20 protein-coding genes and 1 pseudogene are annotated in these 19,293 nt (G+C 42.6%); 13 read left to right on the top strand and 8 right to left on the bottom strand.

Annotation, left to right across the window (positions count from 1 at the left end):
- Window positions 1-513 precede the first annotated feature (513 nt).
- The 3 genes and pseudogenes from NI468_RS14530 (at window position 514) to NI468_RS14520 (ending at window position 2,850) form a co-directional block, all read left to right on the top strand.
- Complete coding sequence (locus NI468_RS14530; RefSeq protein ID WP_005108624.1) at window positions 514-891, top strand: hypothetical protein; 378 nt, start codon at window positions 514-516, stop codon at window positions 889-891.
- A pseudogene (locus NI468_RS14525) lies at window positions 885-2,091 on the top strand (CsgG/HfaB family protein). Before NI468_RS14530 ends, NI468_RS14525 begins: the two are co-directional and overlap by 7 nt.
- Window positions 2,092-2,175: 84 nt before the next feature.
- Window positions 2,176-2,850, top strand: coding sequence for a hypothetical protein (locus NI468_RS14520; RefSeq protein WP_253102445.1), 675 nt, complete (start codon window positions 2,176-2,178; stop codon window positions 2,848-2,850).
- A gap of 311 nt (window positions 2,851-3,161) precedes the next feature.
- Here NI468_RS14520 and NI468_RS14515 read toward each other — a convergent pair whose 3' ends face one another.
- From NI468_RS14515 to NI468_RS14505, 3 genes are all read right to left on the bottom strand, one after another.
- Window positions 3,162-3,737 (bottom strand): xanthine phosphoribosyltransferase, encoded by a 576-nt coding sequence (locus tag NI468_RS14515; RefSeq protein ID WP_004732222.1) that lies wholly within the window; start codon window positions 3,735-3,737, stop codon window positions 3,162-3,164.
- An 88-nt stretch (window positions 3,738-3,825) separates the two neighbouring features.
- A complete protein-coding gene (locus NI468_RS14510; protein WP_253102442.1) occupies window positions 3,826-4,539 on the bottom strand; it encodes a DUF3108 domain-containing protein in 714 nt (237 codons plus the stop codon).
- Between the two features lie 159 nt (window positions 4,540-4,698).
- Window positions 4,699-5,385, bottom strand: coding sequence for a hypothetical protein (locus tag NI468_RS14505; protein WP_086044460.1), 687 nt, complete (start codon window positions 5,383-5,385; stop codon window positions 4,699-4,701).
- Between the two features lie 261 nt (window positions 5,386-5,646).
- Here NI468_RS14505 and NI468_RS14500 point away from each other — a divergent pair, with 261 nt between their 5' ends.
- Window positions 5,647-6,504 carry an energy transducer TonB gene (locus tag NI468_RS14500; RefSeq protein WP_171260775.1) on the top strand — a complete coding sequence of 286 codons (858 nt, stop codon included), beginning with the start codon at window positions 5,647-5,649 and terminating at the stop codon, window positions 6,502-6,504.
- A 167-nt stretch (window positions 6,505-6,671) separates the two neighbouring features.
- On the opposite strand, the gene ybeY is transcribed toward NI468_RS14500, so the two are convergent.
- The 3 genes from ybeY to miaB are packed head-to-tail and all read right to left on the bottom strand — an operon-like array spanning window position 6,672 to window position 9,748.
- Complete coding sequence (gene ybeY, locus NI468_RS14495; RefSeq protein ID WP_004732215.1) at window positions 6,672-7,154, bottom strand: rRNA maturation RNase YbeY; 483 nt, start codon at window positions 7,152-7,154, stop codon at window positions 6,672-6,674.
- A 22-nt stretch (window positions 7,155-7,176) separates the two neighbouring features.
- Entirely contained in the window at window positions 7,177-8,253 is a 1,077-nt protein-coding gene (locus tag NI468_RS14490; RefSeq protein ID WP_253102440.1) for a PhoH family protein, read from the bottom strand.
- Window positions 8,254-8,290: 37 nt separating this feature from the next.
- A complete protein-coding gene (miaB, locus tag NI468_RS14485) occupies window positions 8,291-9,748 on the bottom strand; it encodes a tRNA (N6-isopentenyl adenosine(37)-C2)-methylthiotransferase MiaB (protein WP_071850832.1) in 1,458 nt (485 codons plus the stop codon).
- A 334-nt stretch (window positions 9,749-10,082) separates the two neighbouring features.
- Here miaB and NI468_RS14480 point away from each other — a divergent pair, with 334 nt between their 5' ends.
- From NI468_RS14480 to NI468_RS14455, 6 genes are all read left to right on the top strand, one after another.
- Window positions 10,083-12,017 (top strand): lytic transglycosylase domain-containing protein, encoded by a 1,935-nt coding sequence (locus NI468_RS14480; protein WP_253102444.1) that lies wholly within the window; start codon window positions 10,083-10,085, stop codon window positions 12,015-12,017.
- A gap of 32 nt (window positions 12,018-12,049) precedes the next feature.
- Window positions 12,050-12,688, top strand: a complete 639-nt coding sequence (locus NI468_RS14475) for a ribonuclease T2 family protein (RefSeq protein ID WP_005108634.1) — start codon at window positions 12,050-12,052, stop codon at window positions 12,686-12,688.
- 167 nt (window positions 12,689-12,855) lie between these two features.
- On the top strand, window positions 12,856-13,842 hold the full coding sequence (locus tag NI468_RS14470) for a malate dehydrogenase (protein ID WP_253102439.1): 987 nt from the start codon (window positions 12,856-12,858) through the stop codon (window positions 13,840-13,842).
- Between the two features lie 169 nt (window positions 13,843-14,011).
- Window positions 14,012-14,290, top strand: coding sequence for a DUF2789 family protein (locus NI468_RS14465; RefSeq protein WP_004645104.1), 279 nt, complete (start codon window positions 14,012-14,014; stop codon window positions 14,288-14,290).
- A 51-nt stretch (window positions 14,291-14,341) separates the two neighbouring features.
- Window positions 14,342-14,596: a DUF2789 family protein gene (locus tag NI468_RS14460; RefSeq protein ID WP_004732206.1), complete on the top strand. Its 255-nt coding sequence runs from the start codon at window positions 14,342-14,344 to the stop codon at window positions 14,594-14,596.
- Window positions 14,597-14,711: 115 nt separating this feature from the next.
- A complete protein-coding gene (locus tag NI468_RS14455; RefSeq protein ID WP_004645106.1) occupies window positions 14,712-14,969 on the top strand; it encodes a DUF2789 family protein in 258 nt (85 codons plus the stop codon).
- A gap of 90 nt (window positions 14,970-15,059) precedes the next feature.
- On the opposite strand, the gene NI468_RS14450 is transcribed toward NI468_RS14455, so the two are convergent.
- Complete coding sequence (locus tag NI468_RS14450) at window positions 15,060-15,587, bottom strand: hypothetical protein (RefSeq protein ID WP_004281425.1); 528 nt, start codon at window positions 15,585-15,587, stop codon at window positions 15,060-15,062.
- A 70-nt stretch (window positions 15,588-15,657) separates the two neighbouring features.
- The gene (locus NI468_RS14445; protein ID WP_004281424.1) at window positions 15,658-16,260 is read right to left on the bottom strand and encodes a 2OG-Fe(II) oxygenase; all 603 of its coding nucleotides are present in this window, start codon (window positions 16,258-16,260) and stop codon (window positions 15,658-15,660) included.
- A gap of 117 nt (window positions 16,261-16,377) precedes the next feature.
- Between NI468_RS14445 and NI468_RS14440 the strand changes: the two genes are divergently transcribed.
- Genes NI468_RS14440 through NI468_RS14430 form a run of 3 tightly spaced genes read left to right on the top strand, consistent with a single transcriptional unit; the run spans window position 16,378 to window position 19,190 of the window.
- Entirely contained in the window at window positions 16,378-17,235 is an 858-nt protein-coding gene (locus NI468_RS14440) for a 23S rRNA (adenine(2030)-N(6))-methyltransferase RlmJ (protein ID WP_044113156.1), read from the top strand.
- Window positions 17,236-17,273: 38 nt separating this feature from the next.
- Window positions 17,274-18,095 carry a CDP-diacylglycerol--serine O-phosphatidyltransferase gene (gene pssA / locus NI468_RS14435; protein WP_005108642.1) on the top strand — a complete coding sequence of 274 codons (822 nt, stop codon included), beginning with the start codon at window positions 17,274-17,276 and terminating at the stop codon, window positions 18,093-18,095.
- Between the two features lie 18 nt (window positions 18,096-18,113).
- Complete coding sequence (locus NI468_RS14430) at window positions 18,114-19,190, top strand: DUF6670 family protein (protein WP_253102437.1); 1,077 nt, start codon at window positions 18,114-18,116, stop codon at window positions 19,188-19,190.
- Window positions 19,191-19,293 lie beyond the last annotated feature (103 nt).

Raw genomic sequence — 19,293 nt, 5'->3', positions numbered from 1 at the left:
AGTCGTTTAAATTCCCCATCATTAAATCTAGTTAAATTTTCATATTTCATGGGGCTAGTATAAACAATTTTTTACTTTCGCAAGAGATCTATTGTAATTGATTAATTATATTTTAAATAAATCGTGACATTTATCCTTATTAAATAGAAGTTCTAATAAAATAAAAATTTACGACTTTTAAAATATAAAAAGTATAATAATTCTAATCTTTATTAGATAAATTTTTGATTATTGATAATATAAAAAATATATTATCTTAATCAAGTTTTTTGGATGAATTTTATATTCAAAAAAAATTTATATAATGATTTCTTACAAATCACAAATAATAAACAAATATATATTAATTTAATAAAAACAATAATTTATATTTTTAAATAAAACAAAAAAATAAGTGAATAGGGATAAGTTTTACATTTTATAATTTTATGTGATTTAATATTTTTCAGATAAATTTAATCTTACTTAAATGAAAAATTAAATAAATATCTTAAGTCAGAGGATATTAAGATTATGAGAATATTAGTTATCAATCTGGGTTTATTAGGTTTATGTTTTCTGAGTAACGCTTATGCCACCTCTGATGAGTGGACTCAGCGTTGGAAATCATCCAGTGCCCGTTCCAATGAGAATCTAGTTCAAGCCAATCTGATCGAACTTAAGGAGTCAGACTATTATTCCGGATTAGGTAAAACCACCGTTCATAGCACCTCAACTACTTCCATCGGGACGGTAAATACCCCGACCAACAATATCAATGTAGAGGGTACAGACAACAGTATCGATATTACGAGTGAGTTGCTGAATGAAGCACCAGTCAATTCAAATACCAACCAAAATCCTCAGCGCTGTCTTAATTTAAGTAACAGACCAGGAGAATCACAATGTTGAATTTCTCCTCGACAAGAAGACATATATCTTTCGTGAGTGCCACTGTCCTTTTCAGCTCTTTTTTAACAGGCTGCACGGGTTTAGCGCCCTCAAACAAGAAGCCAGTTAGCCTGGTACAAGGCCCCCCCAATTACCGATATTTTTACCCCTTTTGATATGGCTTTATCCTGCCTAAAAGGACAATTACGTAGTGATGTGAGTTTCTCCGTGGGGGCAATTCTGGATCAAACCGGTAAGGATGTAGTTACCAATGGTGGTAGCGGAAAAATGGTGACCCAAGGTGCGGGAGATATGGTGCAATCTGCCTTGTTTCAGGCGGGGGTAAGCTTAATGAACCGGCGTGATCCCCGGATTATCGAAAGCGAAGCCAAGTGGGGCATTCGTGATCCAAGACAAATCCAGGCTTCTGATTATTATGTGACAGGCAGTATTAACAGTCTGGATTTTATTCCGGGTGGTGGTTTTGACATGCAGATCGCTGGTGTCGGTCCGAATTATAGTCAAACCCGGATTATGGTCGGTCTGGATTTATCTTTGACTGATACCCGCAGCAGTAAAGTCGTGGGCAATGTTTCATTGCAGAAGCAAATTGCTGCACAGGATTATGGCTTAAGTGCAGGCAGATTCGCTGGTCGTACACTCTTAAATATTCAGATTGGAAAAGGAGAACGAGAGGCAACTAACTTTGCCTTGCGGCAAATGTTGAATCTGGCCACTTTTGAATTGCTGAGTCAGGTTGTCCCACCCGCCGTATTTGAAAGTTGCCGTGCGCAGATACCGCCAGAGTTTGGTCAATTGAACTTAACCCGAAGTTCTGTCGCTCTGCATAAATACAAGAAAAACCAGCAACAAAATAGTACAGCTTCAAGCAGTGTTGTTCAGGAGTCAGTCTCAAGCCAGACAGACTCATCCAATGAAAAAAATAAGTTAACCAACTCCCCGAGTAAAGATACAAAACCGCCTAAACAGAAAGAGTCCGAGCTGATTCAAAACCCTGAAGCAGAGCCTGAAATGAGTAAACAGGACTTGATTAAATATATCAGCAAGAAGCAGCGTCAACCTTCTTCAAATGAAAAGAATGAAGAAAAAGATACTCAAGAAAAGGCTGATAAAGAACAAGAAGATGAAAAAACCACAACGCTATGGGAGGTCAATCCTGATGTGGTCGAAAATTACTGGTCTAGCACGCAGCGTGATTAAAAATATTTAAAAATGGGCTCGCTCCCATTATAAGAAGGAGTACTTAGCGAGAGGTACTTCAAAACAAAAGTAGGAAGAACAATGATGAAAAACACGATCAAAACAATCGCTTTATCCGTCGCCTTTCTGTCTGGTACAGGTATGGCATACGCCCAAGGAGATGAAACACCTACTGACGTCACCGTAGATACAGGTTTAATAGCTACCCTGGATTCTATTTCTCAGCAGGTTGAAAATGGTTCTGCTTTGAATCTTGCAGTAAATACAGGTAATGTTGATGCAAGCGTCGATCTAGAAGCAATTGCAGAAGCTACAAGAGAAGCACCAGAGGCCATTAGTTCAATTGAAGGTAGTATTGAAACTACTGCGATTGGTGCCGCGAATACCGGTAGTATCAGCATTGAACAGGGTAGCTACAATAAGGTGGTATCAGACATATCAGATGAAACGAGTAACTACGACTACAGTGCAGTAACGAGTGCAACTAATAATTCTGAAACTCTAGAGGAGCTATCAGAGGTTTCGGATAGTTCAGATATCTCGGAAGTTATAAGTTCAACACTGAGTACTGACTATAGTGAGGAAATCAATGAAACTTTAAGCAATTATAGTGTAGCGAACATTGCTTATAATGCGGGTACTATTGATGCCTCTGTAAGTGCTATTTCAGAAGGAACTCAAACTGCGATTAACAACAGCATCACAACTACCGCTATCGGTGCTGTGAATAGCGGTAGTATCACTGTGACTGTTAAATAAACTCTTTTTTTGAGGTAAACACAGGTCTAACTATTGGCAGATAGTTAGGCCTCTTTATTTTATAATAACCTCCACATAAATTGTTGTTTATTCATCGGATAAAAAATTACTTATTGTTTGACACTCCTTATTTCAGAAATTGAATAGCCTGGAGCTTAAGATTAAGCCATTTATCTAGGATCAAATCTGGAAGAATAAATAAGAATTTAGGCTGAGCTATAGCCGAGTTTTGGATATTTTAAATTTATATCATCAGAAAAACACAATAAAAAAAGAGCGCATCAGCGCTCTTTTAAAATTCATTGGCGAGCTTAGTCGCGAACAAATTCAACTGTGCCATTTGTCAAAGACTTTACGCGTGCCAGTGATTCCACACGGTAGCCTTTTTCAAGCAGCAGGTCACGACCTGGCTGGAATGATTTTTCAATCACAATGCCAATACCGACTACTTCTGCATTTGCCTGGTGGATCAGGTCTGCAAGACCTAAAGCCGCTTGACCATTAGCCAGAAAATCATCGATCACTAAAACCTTATCGGTTGAGCTGATGTGTTTATTTGAAATCGCGATTGTGCTTTCAGTCTGTTTGGTAAATGAAAAGACTTTAGAACGATATAAATCATCTTTCAGGGTCAGAGACTGGTATTTACGTGCAAAGATCACCGGTACGCCAAGCTCTAAGCCGGCCATTACGGCAGGTGCAATACCTGATGCTTCAATCGTAATAATTTTGGTAATACCAGCATCCTTAAACAGACGCGCAAATTCTTGACCAATCAGTTGCATCATGACTGGATCAATCTGATGGTTTAAGAAAGAGTCTACTTTCAAAACTTCTTCAGAGAGGACGATGCCTTCAGCCAAGATTTTCTGTTCTAGTGCATGCACGGGAGAATCCTCAAGAGCAGGTGCTTTTTCAAGCAAAAGCGTATTGTAAAAAGCACCCGGAAAAAATCAAGTGAAATTCGCCAAAAACTTAGTTGCTTGCACCTTTATAGTCAGTTAACAGTAAACCATAGGAGGTTTTCTTGTCGACATGCGAAACTTTGACTGGAAGATAGTCAAGTTTTGGTGCCAGCCAGAAAATGGTTTCACGACCTGGTTTGCTGTGTTTCATCACCACTTTAATGGTATTAAAGGATCCGTATTTGGTGCTTATAGTCTCTGAACCCTGTTTGATAAACTTACGGCCTTCAACTTCTTTAGCATCAGCGATATAGTAATTTGCTTTCAGGCCTGAATTTTTTAAGTCTTCACGGATCTGCAATTCCGCATTCAACTCATCCAGAACATCTGCTCTCCAGGCAAAAGAGCGTTTTTCATCGTCTTTCTTGGTACTGATGCTTTTGCTGGAAGGATTAAAATTAATACTCATGGTGTTGTTATGCACCAGCACTTTACTGCTGCGACTGAAACTGCTTGAGCCGATCTTGCCATTATTAAAAGTAAAGCGGCTGGTTTCGGTTGCAGAGGCAATACCTCCGGCTTTTGCAGCAAAGACATAAGTCCAGTTATTGCCTGATTTGCTTAAAGTCCGCGTTGCAGAACCCATATTCTTGCCATTATAGCTAAATTGATAACTGGCCTGGAAAGGAGTCATGGCAAAAGCCTGGCTAGAAATACCAGTGAACAGTATCGCGCTGCTCAGACCCGTGGTCATCACTAAAGTTTTGAATACAGTCTTCGCCATCAGTTATTTTCCTATATTGATTCAACGGGCAAAACATATCACTTATTGCACCCTTTATTATTTGGGCAAAATATGGAAGTTGAAGGGATATTTCTGCCAAAAATGTATATTTCATGTAGTTTTATGGAACTTTTGTTCAAAAACTACGTTCGGCACGATTTAAGAAGGATCTTTCTGTTTGATAGGGGTGACCCGGTTATTATCCATCTCATCTTCATCCCAGTTTTCCTCTCGGTCTTGCGAGAGTTTTCTAAACAAGGCGGCAAGATTCACATTGCCAATCACCACCAGTTCGGCTTCACGAAGTACTGCGTGATTGACATGTACTTTTCCAAGTGTGTCAATAATGGAACGGTTCTTACCTAACCAGCGATTCAGGTCCAGATAGAGCAAGTCATCAATGACTTTAATCACGCCCAGTTTTTCCAGAATCATTCCCAACGGATCTTTATGTAAGACACGTTGATAGAAGAACAGGCCAAAACGTACGCCAAGTTTATACAGCATATTTGGATATTTGGCTTCAATCAGCTGGGTATCACTAATTTGCTCGAAAACGATCAACTGGGTGGTTTTATTCAGTTCCATCTGTACCAGTTTCAAATCAACCGATAAAGTGACAATCAGGCCTTTATAATCCAGTGTTGCGTAGAGACGCAGCCAGTCTTCATGTAAATCTGCGTGTAAGTCTTTCAATGCATCGACATTGTCTGTGACAAAGCGCTGAAAGGTTGCATTCAGGAAGACTTGCGATAGGGGAAATTCACGCTCATCTTCAATAAATCCTTCCGCCCTCTGATACACTTGGCGGATTCGGTTGGAAATATTGGAAATTAGCGTTTGCATACTGAAGCGTCCTGGCAACTTTATTTTTGACTCGGGATGTATCTTGTCGAATTGTATGAAAAATACAAGCGTTCATGCTTGAAGTTTAGCAAAATAAATAGCACCATTTTTATAGTTTTAGTTATGTAACGTTGAAGATTTGATGGATTTGGCATTTTAAAAAGATAAATGACGAATCCGTTTATTTTTAAGCTTTCAAATACTTTTTTTGGGGAACTGGACTCAGTACTGAGTTTGGTCATGTGATAAACCATGATATTAATGCCTCTGGTCAGAACTTGGTGGAAAGATCCAGTGTTTAGCAGTGCGTTGCTTGCCGCAGGCATTCTGCATTTGATCGTGCTGACACTGGAATTTGGTATGCCGCAAGATCGGGATACCAGTACCAAAGAAATCGCAGTTAGTTTGCGACAGACTGATGAAAAAATTGAGCATGCTGATTTTCTGGCTCAAACGGACCAGCAGGGTTCCGGTCAGTTTAGAGAGGCTCATCGCATGTCGAGTGATATGCCATCGCCGTTAATGGAGCAACATGCAGGTGAAGAACTGCAAGAAAGTCTAGATATGCTGCAACAGCAACAGGAACTCAGTTTTGAAGAAAAAGTCCTGATGACCACCTTGAGTTGGCAAAAGCAGGCGGAAGAAAATCAGCGTAAAAAAATGCAGGAGCAATTACAGAGCCAGTTTCAGGCCAAAGCGGCCATGGTCGCCAGTCTGGAAGCGCAATATTTACAGCGTCAGCAAAATTTCAGTCGTCAGCAAAAAATTAAGACTGTGGATGGTATTCAGTCCAAGCAGGATGTTTCGGCCGCCTATCTGGAAAAGTTTCGCGAGAAAGTGGAGTTCTATGGGAACCGTTATTATCCGGAAGCAGCCAAACAACAGAATCTGGCAGGGGAAGTGCGGCTGATGGTGATCCTGAACCAGAATGGCGGGATTCGTGCCATTCGACTGATTGACAGTTCGGGACATGCCATGCTGGATGAAGCAGCCAAAGCTTCCGTGCGTAAGGCAGCGCCATTTGGTGCTTTCGATAGCAAAATGAAAGAAATTTCCGAACTGCGGGTGATTCGTACCTGGCGATTTGATCCGGCAGAAGCAGAATTTGAGGTGCGTTAGACCATTTTATTCATTTGTAAACCCTCCCTTTAACTCCCTCCCAACGGGAGAGAGAACTATCATTGAGCTATAGGTATTAAAACTCCCTCTCCTTATGGGAGAGGGTTGGGGTGAGGGTAAACAATAAAAAAAGCGAGCCGAAGCTCACTTTTTATAGCAAGAAAATTTTAGCCTTGTTCTAAATACGGATTATCAAAACCAAGTTTTGCTAGAATCTCGATCTCAATGCCTTCCATTTCTTCTGCATCTTCATCTGAATTTTCATGATCATAGCCCATTAAGTGCAAGGTGCCATGAACCAGCATATGGGTAAAGTGAGTCAAAGGCGCTTTGCCCTGTTCACTCGCTTCACGTAATACCACCGGAATACAGATCACCAGATCACCAATGGGAAATGCATCCAGAAACTGCGCCATTTCATCTGGAAGCTCACTCGGGAAAGACAGTACATTGGTCGGTTTGTCCTTGTCTCGATATTCTAGATTAAGCTTATGACTTTCGTCATTGTCGACACAGGCAATTCCAATTTCGCAATCACTTTGAGTGCCAATATGACGTAAAGTGGTTTCTACAACTTTTTTAATATAGGCACGTTTCAGCACCAGTTCAGGCGACTGAAAGTCCTGTTGTAAGGAAAGACTAAGTTTCAACACAAATCCTTAAGTTTAAAGCTTAATGCTGTGCGTCTGCCGCAGCATCATTTTCAGCGATCAAGGCATCCTGACGTGCTTTACGTTCGGCACGTGCTTCAGCACTTAAACGCTGCTGTTCACTGTCCCAGCCTTCGTAGGCTTCGACAATTTTCTGTACCAGCTGATGACGTACCACATCACGCGAATGGAAACGGGTGATATGAATTTCAGGAATTTTATCAATCACACGCAAGGCATGTGACAGACCGGATTGCTGACCACGCGGTAAATCTACCTGAGTTACGTCGCCGGTAATCACGGCACGTGAACCAAAACCTAGGCGGGTCAGGAACATCTTCATCTGTTCTGGGGTGGTATTCTGCGCTTCATCCAGAATCACGAAAGAATGATTCAAGGTACGGCCACGCATATAAGCAAGCGGAGCCACTTCAATCACCTGACGTTCGATCAGCTTGGCCACTTTTTCAAAGCCAAGCATTTCATACAGCGCGTCATACAAGGGACGTAAATAAGGATCGATTTTCTGGGTTAAATCTCCCGGCAGGAAACCGAGTTTTTCACCGGCTTCAACCGCAGGACGAACCAGCAGAATGCGCTGGATTTCATTGCGCTCCAGCATATCCACTGCAGCTGCAACGGCAAGATAGGTTTTACCTGTACCGGCAGGGCCAATACCAAAAGAAATATCACTTTGCAGAATGCGCTGTACATAGCGTTTCTGGTTGGCACCACGCGGGTTGATCCGGCCTTTACGGGTTTGCAGCCAGACATTGTCCAGCCCCGTATGTTCCTGATCATCCAGATCTTGCTGAAGTTCACGGTCAGTCTGGCTGCCCTGAATCATCAGATGTAAAGTATCTGCACTGATCTGGCCGCTCTGTTCAGATTCTTCATGAAGTCGCTGCAGGAGCAACTCCGCTCTCTCAACGGCATCGATTCCACCATCAATAATAAAACTTTCTCCACGATGGGAGATTTTGACGTCTAAACGTTGTTCAATTTGCTTCAAATGGCCGTTATAGGCACCTAACATGGCTTGTATACGGTCCATCGAAATTCCAGGAAAAGCTACTGTACGTCGAATCGCTGCAGTCAAGAGTGTTCCTTATGAAGTGTGCGTTATATGCTCTACATTACGCCACGTCAGGCTCAAGATTCAAGAGCTCACCGTAAACTAAATTCAAAGTTTTAATTTCGGTAATTTCAATCTCGGCAAAGCGGCCTACCCAGGCAGGGTCACCAATAAAGTTGACATAACGGGTATTGTCCGCCGTACCGACCAGAATATTCGGATCTTTATCAGAAACTTTTTCGATCAGTACACGCTGGATGGTCCCGAGCATGGCATCCGTCTTGTCAATGCTTGAACGCTTAATCCATTGCTGAACTTTGGCCAGACGTTCTTTTTTGACATCTTCAGAAATCGTATCTTCCAGTTCTGCCGCAGGCGTACCCGGGCGTTTTGAATAGATAAAACTATAAGAATGGTCAAAATCCAGATCCTGAATAAACTGATAAGTCTCTTCAAAGTTTTCATCTGTTTCACCCGGGAAACCAATGATAAAGTCTGAAGATAAATGCATATCTGGGCGAACTGCACGTAACTTTTTAATCTTTTCGATATAGACATCGATGGTGTGGTTACGCTTCATCGCTTGCAACACATCATTGGAACCGCTTTGTACCGGCAGATGCAGATGTGAAACCATTTGTGGCAGGTCACGATAGCATTGTATCAGGTCGTCATTAAATTCCAGTGGATGCGAGGTGGTATAACGAATACGGCCAATGCCCGGAATATCTGCAACCAAACGTAACAGATCGGCAAAGGTACAGATATTGCCTTCAAAAGTTTCACCACGATAACCGTTTACGTTCTGACCCAAAAGTGAAATTTCACGCACGCCTTTTTCTGCCAGACCCGCAATTTCAGCGAGCACATCATCCAGTGGACGAGATACTTCTTCACCACGCGTATACGGCACCACACAAAAAGAACAGTATTTAGAACAGCCTTCCATGATCGAGACAAAAGCTTTATAACCTTCAACACGCGGTTCAGGTAAAAAGTCGAATTTCTCGATGTCCGGGAAGGAAATATCCACCAGTTTGATTTTTTCTTTTTTCGGCTTTTCGATCTGCTCAAAATGCTGATCCAGCATTTGCGGCAAACGGTGCAGGGTTTGTGGACCAAAAATCATATCGACATAATTGGCACGTTTCTGGATGTTGTCGCCTTCCTGAGACGCCACACAACCACCAACACCAATAATCAGATCAGGATTTTTATCTTTAAGCTTACGCCAGCGGCCTAGCTCGGAGAATACTTTCTCTTGGGCCTTTTCACGGATCGAGCAGGTATTCATCAGCAGAATATCGGCATCTTTAGGATCGGTGGTCAGCACATAGCCATGAGAATCGCCTAACAGGTCTGCCATACGGTGACTGTCGTACTCATTCATCTGACACCCTTGTGTTTCGATGTACAGTTTCTTGACTGAAGCATCGCTAACAGGGGTGTGCGCTGGCTGGGTAACAGTGTTTTCTGAGGCAGCTGGGGCACCATTCGGAATGAAGGTTTGAACCGTCATGTAGGCTCCTACAAGGTAATACGTTGAAAGAGTGAACGAACAGCCTGATTGATGCATCAAACAGGTGAATAAAAATTCAATTCACAGACTGAAATCTTGGAAAGGCGCATATTTTAGCAGGAAAGTCGCTTAAACTTATAGCCCAAATTAACTGTGGAAAAATATTGATTTATGGTCAAAAATTGTCTGTAGATTAATATTGCTTAATCATAAGGTTACATAACTGAACAATAGAGTTGGTTATAATCTTCAAACTAGCTCTTATGATATGCAACATGGGCTAAGCACAAAATCGATGATAGAAGGCAAAGGGATGTTGAAACACACTAAAACTATGTATAAATACTATAAATTAATTACTTTAAGTGTGGCATGTATCTGTTCAGCGAGTACACAGGCAGCAGAAGAACAATTTAATGATGCCTTGCGTGCAGCCAATGCAGGTAATACTGAACTGTTACAGCAATATCGTCTTTCTATGCAGAATGATGCCTTGGGCTATTATCCGGAATACTGGATTTTAAACCAGAATCTTGCCATGCAGCCTGTCAGCCAGATTATCAGCTTTGCCCAGCGTTACCCTCAATCCGCTATGGCTGAAAAGCTGGCAGCAGACTATGTCGAAGAAAAAGTAAAAATGGCAGACTTTAGCACTGCCCAACCGGTATTGCCTTATGTAACTAATGCCGATCCCGCCGAAGCCTGTGCAGTGGCACAAGTGCGCGCCAAAGCTGGTGATGAACTGGTCTATGCCGAGTTTAAAGAAGTCTGGTTAACTACCAACAGCCAGCCTGATTCTTGTACTGGTTTAGGCCGGATGATGCTATCCAGTCCACTCATGACGGCAGAAGACCGTCAGCAGCGACTCTGGGGACAACTTCGTGCCGGACAGTCAGGTCAGGCCATTGCGACAGCGCAAGGCATTGGTCTAAATCTGTCTCTGGCACAACTGAATTCGATTCAGGCCAATCCCACTAATTATTTGTGGTCTGCGCCTAAAAGTACTGCGGCAGAGCATGCCTATCTGATTTATGCGGTGGGACGTCTGGCCGATAGCGATTTGGACTCAGCTTTGTCTATCGTCAAGCGGACCGCGGAAGGTACACCAGTACAGGTACAACGCGCCTTATATCGTGCTGTCGGTTATATCGGTGGTACCACAGTCATGAAAAACAACTTCAACCGGGAAGTGTTAAATGCGCTAGATGCCAGCTATGGTCTGCCATTTAGCCCGGAAGAAGCCGAGATTTATGCGCGTCAGGCGATTCGTTTTAGTGCCTGGGAAAGCCTGATTCGTGCGATTGACAGCATGAGCGTCAACCAGAAGCAGGAAGATCGCTGGCAATATTGGCTGGCGCGTGCTAGTGAACAACGTGCTGACCGTGCTTCCAAGCAGGCAGCAGAAAGTATTTATCGTAAGCTGGCGACCGGAGATGACTATCACAATCTTTTGGCACGCGACAAGCTGGGGCAGGTGACCGCGAGTACACCAACCCCGGCACAGCCATCCAATCAGGCTATGCAGCGCTTGAATCAGGATATTCATTTCCGCCGTGCTTTCACTTTACGTAATATCAGCGCCCCAGAGAACTACATTAACCGTGAATGGAACTGGGCAGTACGTCAGGCTTATCTAAAGAAAGATGATGACCTGTTGCTGGCTGCGGCAAAGCGTGCCATGGACATGGGTTGGCATGATCGGGCCATTTATGCCGCTGACCGTACCGCGAACAAACATAATTATAACTATCGTTATCCAATGCCACATCAGAATTACGTGGTCAGCCATAGTCGCAATGCGGGGATTGATCCGGCCTGGGCCTATGGTTTGATGCGTCAAGAAAGTCGTTTCAATACCGTCGCACGTTCACATGTCGGGGCGGGTGGTCTAATGCAGATTATGCCGGATACGGCCAAGTTGGTGGCGCGTCAAATGGGTGAGGCTTATAATCCGGCAGCACTCACCGATATGAATACCAATATTCGCTACGGAACATTCTATTTATCTACCATTCAGCGTCAGCTCAGCAATAGTCCAGTTCTGGCAACAGCAGGCTATAATGCCGGACCAAACCGTGCCCGCCGCTGGCAGCCAGAATTTCAGGGAATGGCCGCAGATCAATATACTGAAAGTATTCCTTTACTTGAAACCCGAGATTATGTGAAACATGTCATGACCAATGCCACGCATTACGGTATTTTATTAGGACAGGGGGCACAGTCAGTGGGTAAACGCATGCAACTGATACCATTACGAAATACACAATAAAATTAAAATTATTGGGGAATGGTGACTTATTCATGAAAATAATGAAGGATCGTCGAGTCTGGGCTGGATCGGTTGCGCTTGTAGTATTGGCCAGCAGTCAGGCAGCATTTGCTGCACCAACAGACTATGTCATGGATGTACAAATGGTCCCGGCCTTATGTAGCTTGTACCCGGAATATGCCAAGAAGCGAAAATGTCTGGAAGGTTATTCGCTGAATATCTCCGGCTTATATCCTCAGACTACATCACAAAATTGTACGACCAATAGCTCCGCGAAACTGTCACCACTGCAGTCCAAGGTAGTGGCCAGGATCATGCCGGATGACAATACCCGGACAATCTTATGGCGCAATATCGGTGGCTGCGTGCCGATGAATGCCAGTCAGTATTTCCGGACGATTATCAATTATGCAGATCGTCTCAAAGTTCCTGCGGAACTGACGGAACAGGAAAATCTTACGATTTCTGTCGATACGCTGCGGGCCAAATTTCTGAAAATTAATCCGCAATTACCGGGTAATGCCTTGCGATTCAACTGCCAGCAGACCCAGTCAGCCAGCGTGCTTACCTCGATCAAGGTCTGTTATCGTCCCAATGGCAATTACAAATCCTGTCCTGCCAACATTATTAATACATGCCCAAAAACTGTCACAATAAAAGGAACATACTGAGCTTTTTTGCCGATTTAATTTATATTTCCTATCAGACTTTAGGTGAAATCCGTCCTCTTTTATATGCATCTGGCAAAGGATTGGAGTACAATCTTTCGCGTTTACGATTATTAGATTAAATACTAACTATTTAATCGCATTGAATATCCTCAATTGGAGATAATTAGATGAAGCAAGCAGTTCGTGTTGCCGTTACTGGCGCTGCAGGTCAAATTGGTTACAGCCTATTATTCCGTATCGCAAGCGGCGAAATGCTAGGTAAAGATCAACCAGTGATTTTGCAATTGCTCGAAGTTCCTTTTGAGAAAGCTCAACAAGCGCTTAAAGGCGTAATGATGGAGCTTCAAGATTGTGCATTCCCATTACTAGAAGACATGATCGGTACTGATGATCCTAAAGTTGCATTTAAAGATGCTGACTATGCGTTATTAGTTGGTTCACGTCCACGTGGTCCAGGTATGGAACGTGCTGACCTGCTTAAAGTGAACGGTGAAATCTTCATCGGTCAAGGTCAAGCATTGAACGAAGTTGCAAGCCGTGACGTTAAAGTTCTAGTTGTTGGTAACCCTGCAAACACGAATGCTTACATCGCAATGAAATCTGCTCCAGATCTTCTAGCGAAAAACTTCACTGCAATGTTACGTCTTGACCACAACCGTGCTGCATCTCAAATTGCTGCTAAAACTGGTAAAGCGGTTAAAGACATCAAAAATCTTACAGTTTGGGGTAACCACTCTCCAACCATGTATGCCGACTACCGTTTTGCAACAATTAACGGCGAAAGCGTTAAAGACATGATCAACGACCAAGAATGGAATGCAAATACATTCCTTCCGACTGTTGGTAAACGTGGTGCTGCGATCATCGAAGCACGTGGTTTGTCTTCTGCTGCTTCTGCTGCTAACGCTGCAATCGACCATATGCGCGATTGGGCTCTTGGCACGAACGGCGAATGGGTAACGATGGGTATTCCTTCTGACGGTTCTTATGGTATTCCTGAAGGCGTAATGTTCGGTTTCCCTGTAACGACTGAAAACGGTGAATACAAAATCGTTCAAGGTCTGGAAATCGACGAATTCAGCCGTGAACGTATCAACGTTACGTTGAACGAACTTGAAGAAGAGCGCGCAGCAATTGCTGACATGCTTAAATAATTTGATCTTTTCAGATTAAGTTGAAAAAGCACTCCATTTGGGGTGCTTTTTTTATATCACTCACTTTAATCAACAAAAAATAACAAGCTGTGAAGGATAGACAACTGAGTTTTCGCTATGAGCCATCTAAGGTAGAAACAAGATTATAGATAAAAAGATGGAGGTTCAGATGTTAGAGCAACGCGCCACCTTCGAACTTTTCTTTGAACAATTGGGTCTGGATTCGAGTCCGGAAGCGATTGACGAGTTTATTAGCACGCATCAAATTGGTATGGATGTGCCACTGCATAAAGCTCCTTTTTGGAGTAAATCACAGCATGACTTTCTAATCAGTCACTGGAAGAAAGATGATGACTGGGCCATTTTTGTCGATGTGTTAAATGAACAATTACATATTGAGGCAGAGGGTTCGGGTTCCTGTGACATACCCAGCCATAAATCAACCTAAGAATTCGAATCTCAACACGCTCATAATTTAACGCTACGATGGAGTCTATTTATGCTTACGGAACAACAGTTAACTTTAGAATTATTATTTGAACAATTGGGTTTGCCTTCTGATGAAGCCTCAATTACTCAGTTTACCGATACCCATCAATTACCATCTGAAGTCGCATTGCCAGATGCCGAATTCTGGAGTGAGGGGCAAAGTGCCTTCTTGCGTGAACACTGGCACCAAGATGATGAATGGATTGTCATTATTGACAAGTTAAATCAGCTTTTACATGTGGAAAGCGACAAGCAAAGCTCTTAAATGCATTCATACAAAAAGAAACAACAAACCTAGTCAAATGACTAGGTTTTTTTTGCCTTATCTTATAAGTTAGATCTATAAATAATTACAATTTATCTGATATAAGGAGGGCGCGATGCTCGCAAAGAACCAACCATCCTTAGAGCTCTTGTTTTCTCAGCTCGGTCTCGCCAATAGTCCTGCGGCTATTGAATTGTATGTACGCACTCATCAACTGCCAGCAGGGCTGTCCTTGCACGATGCGCCGTTCTGGAATAAAGCTCAGCGCTCTTTATTGATCAGCCATCTGGTACAAGATGATGACTGGGCAATTTGGGTTGATGAACTGAATCAGCAACTGCACATGGACGCTTATAGACGTCAGCCTGCCTGATCATTTTTCCTGAGCCTTTCTAATATTTAGAATAAGACGATATAACTTGCATTAAAAAACGCCTCATCTGAGGCGTTTTTGTTCTTTGGCTTAATGCATTTTGCTTTTTAATATTTTGTTAAACCATTCGTGCTGACGATAATCATTAAATGCATGATGCTGCTGTAATAATTCCAGCTCAAATTCGGCAGTGGTGGTGTACTTACCTAACCAGTGGCGGGTCAGGGCCGGCTCATTTTTACTGGCACTGGCATAGGCCAGAAAGAAATAAATGTCCCCATGTTCATAACTGGCCATTGGCTTTAAAATTTGCTGAGTAATCAGGGCGAAATGGTGCTCTTTGGTCAATTCAAAAAACATCATATAAGCCTTGGCCAGATGCAAAGATAGGTTGATATACATGCGCAGCGGCATTTCTTCAAATTCTACCCGGCCTTGTTCCAGCAACACTACGGCTTCTTGCAGGAAATGTCGCTGTTCCTGACGCAGTTCACTTAAAGTCACCAGCTGTAAACGAAGATCAGCACGTTCAAGCGTTAATTCCGGCGTATTGCCTTTTAAATACAATTGGTCAGTTTCACCCAGACGTTGAATAATCTGTTTGGTCGTTAATCGCATCAACGCAATCCTCATTTCTCAATAATGGCTATATGAGGTTAAAAATTAAAATTTAAAGCGGCAGCGTGTCTTAGAGTAGTGAGGTATCACTTCTTAGCCAGGCGGTAATGGATAGGCGTTGCTGTTTAGAGATTAAAACTTCATGTAATAAATCGCTCTGGAACAGCGCCATTCGGTTCGGTTTTGGCTGGATAATATGCCACTGGCCATGTTTGTCCTGCAGGCGTAGTTCACCGCCCCAGTCCGTCTGCCATTGTCCATGTAAATAATACACACTGGAAATCATCCGGCCATTTTTATCTTGAGGATTGTCGCGGTGCAGGGTATAGAACTCACCCGCGTGATAGCAAGCGAAATGTGCTTCGACATCTTTGATGCCTAAATAAAACGCGCGGTTTAAAATTTGGGAAAATTGTTGAAGTGTTTGGATGTGTAGGTGGGAAATTTGAAATTCAGGTTGTAACCAAAGAATATGATCACTACGGATGTTGTTAACTACACCATTTTGAATGGCTGCATTACGAAATTCGTTTAAGTGGCTTAAGCATTCTTGGCTCACTGCATGTTGATATTCGCTAGAGTAAGCATCGTCAACAATACTAAAGCCATGTTGATCTAAATCATCTAAGATTTGATCAACATTCCAATCCCCTGGGATGATAACTGCTTCCATTTTTTCAATTCTCGATAGTGTGGTAAAAAAAGGTCCGCTATTTTAGTTCAATAATCGTTTCTGAACGAAATAGTTTTTCATGTTAAAATAGCAATTGATCTTAGGAATAATTGAAACATGAATTACCGTCACTCTTACCACGCAGGCAACTTTGCCGATGTCATGAAGCACGTTTTATTGCTTCAGTTGTTGACTCGACTGAATGCAAAAGACAAACCTTATCGCTATGTAGATACACATGGTGGTGCAGGTAAATATGATTTGTCGACTGCCGAAGCGCAAAAATCAGGTGAGTTTTTAAACGGTATTCATCGTCTTATTAAGCTGGATGATTCGATCAAGCGTAATGCACCTGAAGGCGTACAACAATATTTGAAAGTTGTCGAAAAAATGCGTGAAAACTTTGGTAAGGGTGCTTATCCCGGTTCACCTTGGTTTGCCCTGGAAGGCATGCGTGAAATTGATAAAGCGACCATTTTTGAAATGCAGCGTGATGTATTCCAGCAACTTCGTCATAATATTTTTGACAAGCGTGCCGGTTTGCATGAGCGTGATGCATACGAAGGTCTGTTGGCAGTCATTCCGCCAAAAGAAAAACGTGGTCTGGTGATGATCGATCCGCCATATGAACTGGAACGTAAAGATTTCCCGCAGTTGGTCGAACTGCTGGTTGCTGCGTATAAGAAATGGCCGACAGGTGTATTTGCCGTTTGGTATCCAATTAAAGACCGTGCCATGATTGAACGTTTTGAGAAGAAAATGTTTAAGACTGGTATCCGCCGTCAACTGGTTTGTGAAGTCTGTGTATGGCCGGATGATACCCCAGTAGGCCTGAACGGTTGTGGTTTGCTGGTGATTAACCCACCTTGGAAATTCTCTGAAGATGCTGATGAAGCACTACAGTGGTTATTCCCGCATCTTCGCATGAGTGAAAACGGTGGTCACGCTGCAGTTCGTTGGTTAGTGGGCGAATAATTTTTTCAAAGATCAGGTCATAGCTAGGATCGACAAGAATGACAAATATAAGCAAACCGGAACGCGACTCTTCAACTGAAGTGCCTTTTGATGGCATCACCTTTGAGGTAGAAGAAGAGGAGCATACCCAGGAAGGGCAAAAAGTTAAGCGTCGAGGCATCTATCTATGGCCGAATCTGATTACAACCGCAGCGTTGTTGTCAGGTTTCTATTCGATTATTGCCAGTATGAATGGTGATTTTCAACAAGCGATTTATGCGATCTTTATTGCGGCATTACTGGATGGATTGGATGGCCGTGTGGCACGTGCGATTGGTGCACAAAGTCCGTTCGGTGAACAGTTTGACTCGCTTTCTGACATGCTGGCTTTTGGTGTAGCTCCCGCTATTTTAATGTATAGCTGGGGCTTAAGCGATTTGGGCCGAATCGGTCTGGCAGCATGCTTTGTTTATACTGCTTGTGCTGCGTTCCGTCTGGCGCGTTTCAATGTACAGATTGGTGTGGTCGATAAACGTTATTTTATTGGTGTGGCAAGTCCTCTGGCTGCCATCATGATTGTGTCATTAGTCTGGGTCGGTCTGGATTTTCCAGAAATCTTCGATATTCGTGAACCTTCTCTTCAGGTCATTAATGCAGTGGTCATTATTGCGGTAGGCTTGTTGATGATTTCCAATATCAAATATTATTCATTCAAAACAGTAGAACGTAAACGGGTTCCGTTTTTTGTCCTACCAATCGCTGTATTCGTCTTTGCAGCGATGACTTATAATATTCCTGTCGGCATTCTGGTAATTTCTATTCTCTATGCTTTGTCTGGTTTTGTGACCACTTTTATGGCAAAAAGATCGAGTACATTATAAAAAGATAAGGAGTCTGAGATGCGGTTTCTTCAAGATTTTTTAGATCGTTCGAAACAGCTGAATCAGACTCCTACTGTTTCGCGCCATCCCGCCTATCATGGCCCCACCTCAAAATATAAAATTATTCATCAGGGTTTGATGATCCCCGGGCTTCCGGCACCCCTCTATTATTTAAACTTTCTGAGTATTATCGGGCAACCCAATGCACCCATGCTGGTAAACCCGAGTGCAATCGAAACCACAGCCTTAGATACCGCCACCGTGATTTGCAGTTCGAGCCCACATATGGTGGGACAATTGCATCACTATTCGGTCAAGCAGGACTGTCATTTTAGATCAGGTCTGTTTCAGTTTCTGGATCGTGAGCAATTGAGCGGAAGTTTTCCAAATTTTCGTTTGCAGCGTTCTGACTCGGAACTCAGTTTTGATTTAAATATTCAGACCACTCAGCTAATTTCTCATTTTACCCAAATGCGTTTTTCCTTGGCAGACCACTGGTCTTTGCTATGTCATTGTCAGGGAACGGTGAACTATAAAGCGCAGCAATATACGATCGATGGTCTTGGAAGCTTTGAATACGCGCGAAGTTTTAACTTTCCTTATCTGCCTTTGGCCTTCCTGACTTATCAAATTATTAATCTCAGTGAAAATCGCCAGTTGCTGTTGGCGCAAATTCGGGATGGTTTTAATCGTATTGTTCAGTCGCGGATCTATCTGCGTGATTTAAAAAACATGCGGACCCAAATGTTCGATCGCAAAGTTTATTTTAAAGTTCATCGTGTTTATCCGCGTGTCACGACACCTAATGGGCAGAGTATGTATTTGCCGCGTGAATTTGAATGGTGTTATGAAAATGCAGACGGTACTTGTATCTGGGTACAAGGTCAAAGTCGTGGAGATTTTAAATTTGGCCTGGCAGCGGGCTATGTAGGAAGTTTTAGTTATCAAGTGAAAATAAATGAAGAAACTGAAAATGGGGAAGGGGGTTATTGTGAATATATAGATTGCCGGCCTTTACGCTTTCAGGAACAGAATAAAACTGAAAAAAGATTAAGTCATTTATCCAATTCAGTCCCTTTAATGCTCAAGAAATGAAGAAAATTGCGATTTTTGTAGAATAAATAAACAGTCGTGGTGTTTTTGCTGAATTATTTAAAAATAGGGGTTGTATTGGGTTGGGAATCCTGTAGAATGCACA

Source organism: Acinetobacter lwoffii (genome assembly GCF_024129355.1).
GTDB lineage: Bacteria > Pseudomonadota > Gammaproteobacteria > Pseudomonadales > Moraxellaceae > Acinetobacter > Acinetobacter lwoffii_I.
This window is presented reverse-complemented; position numbering and strand designations above follow the sequence as displayed.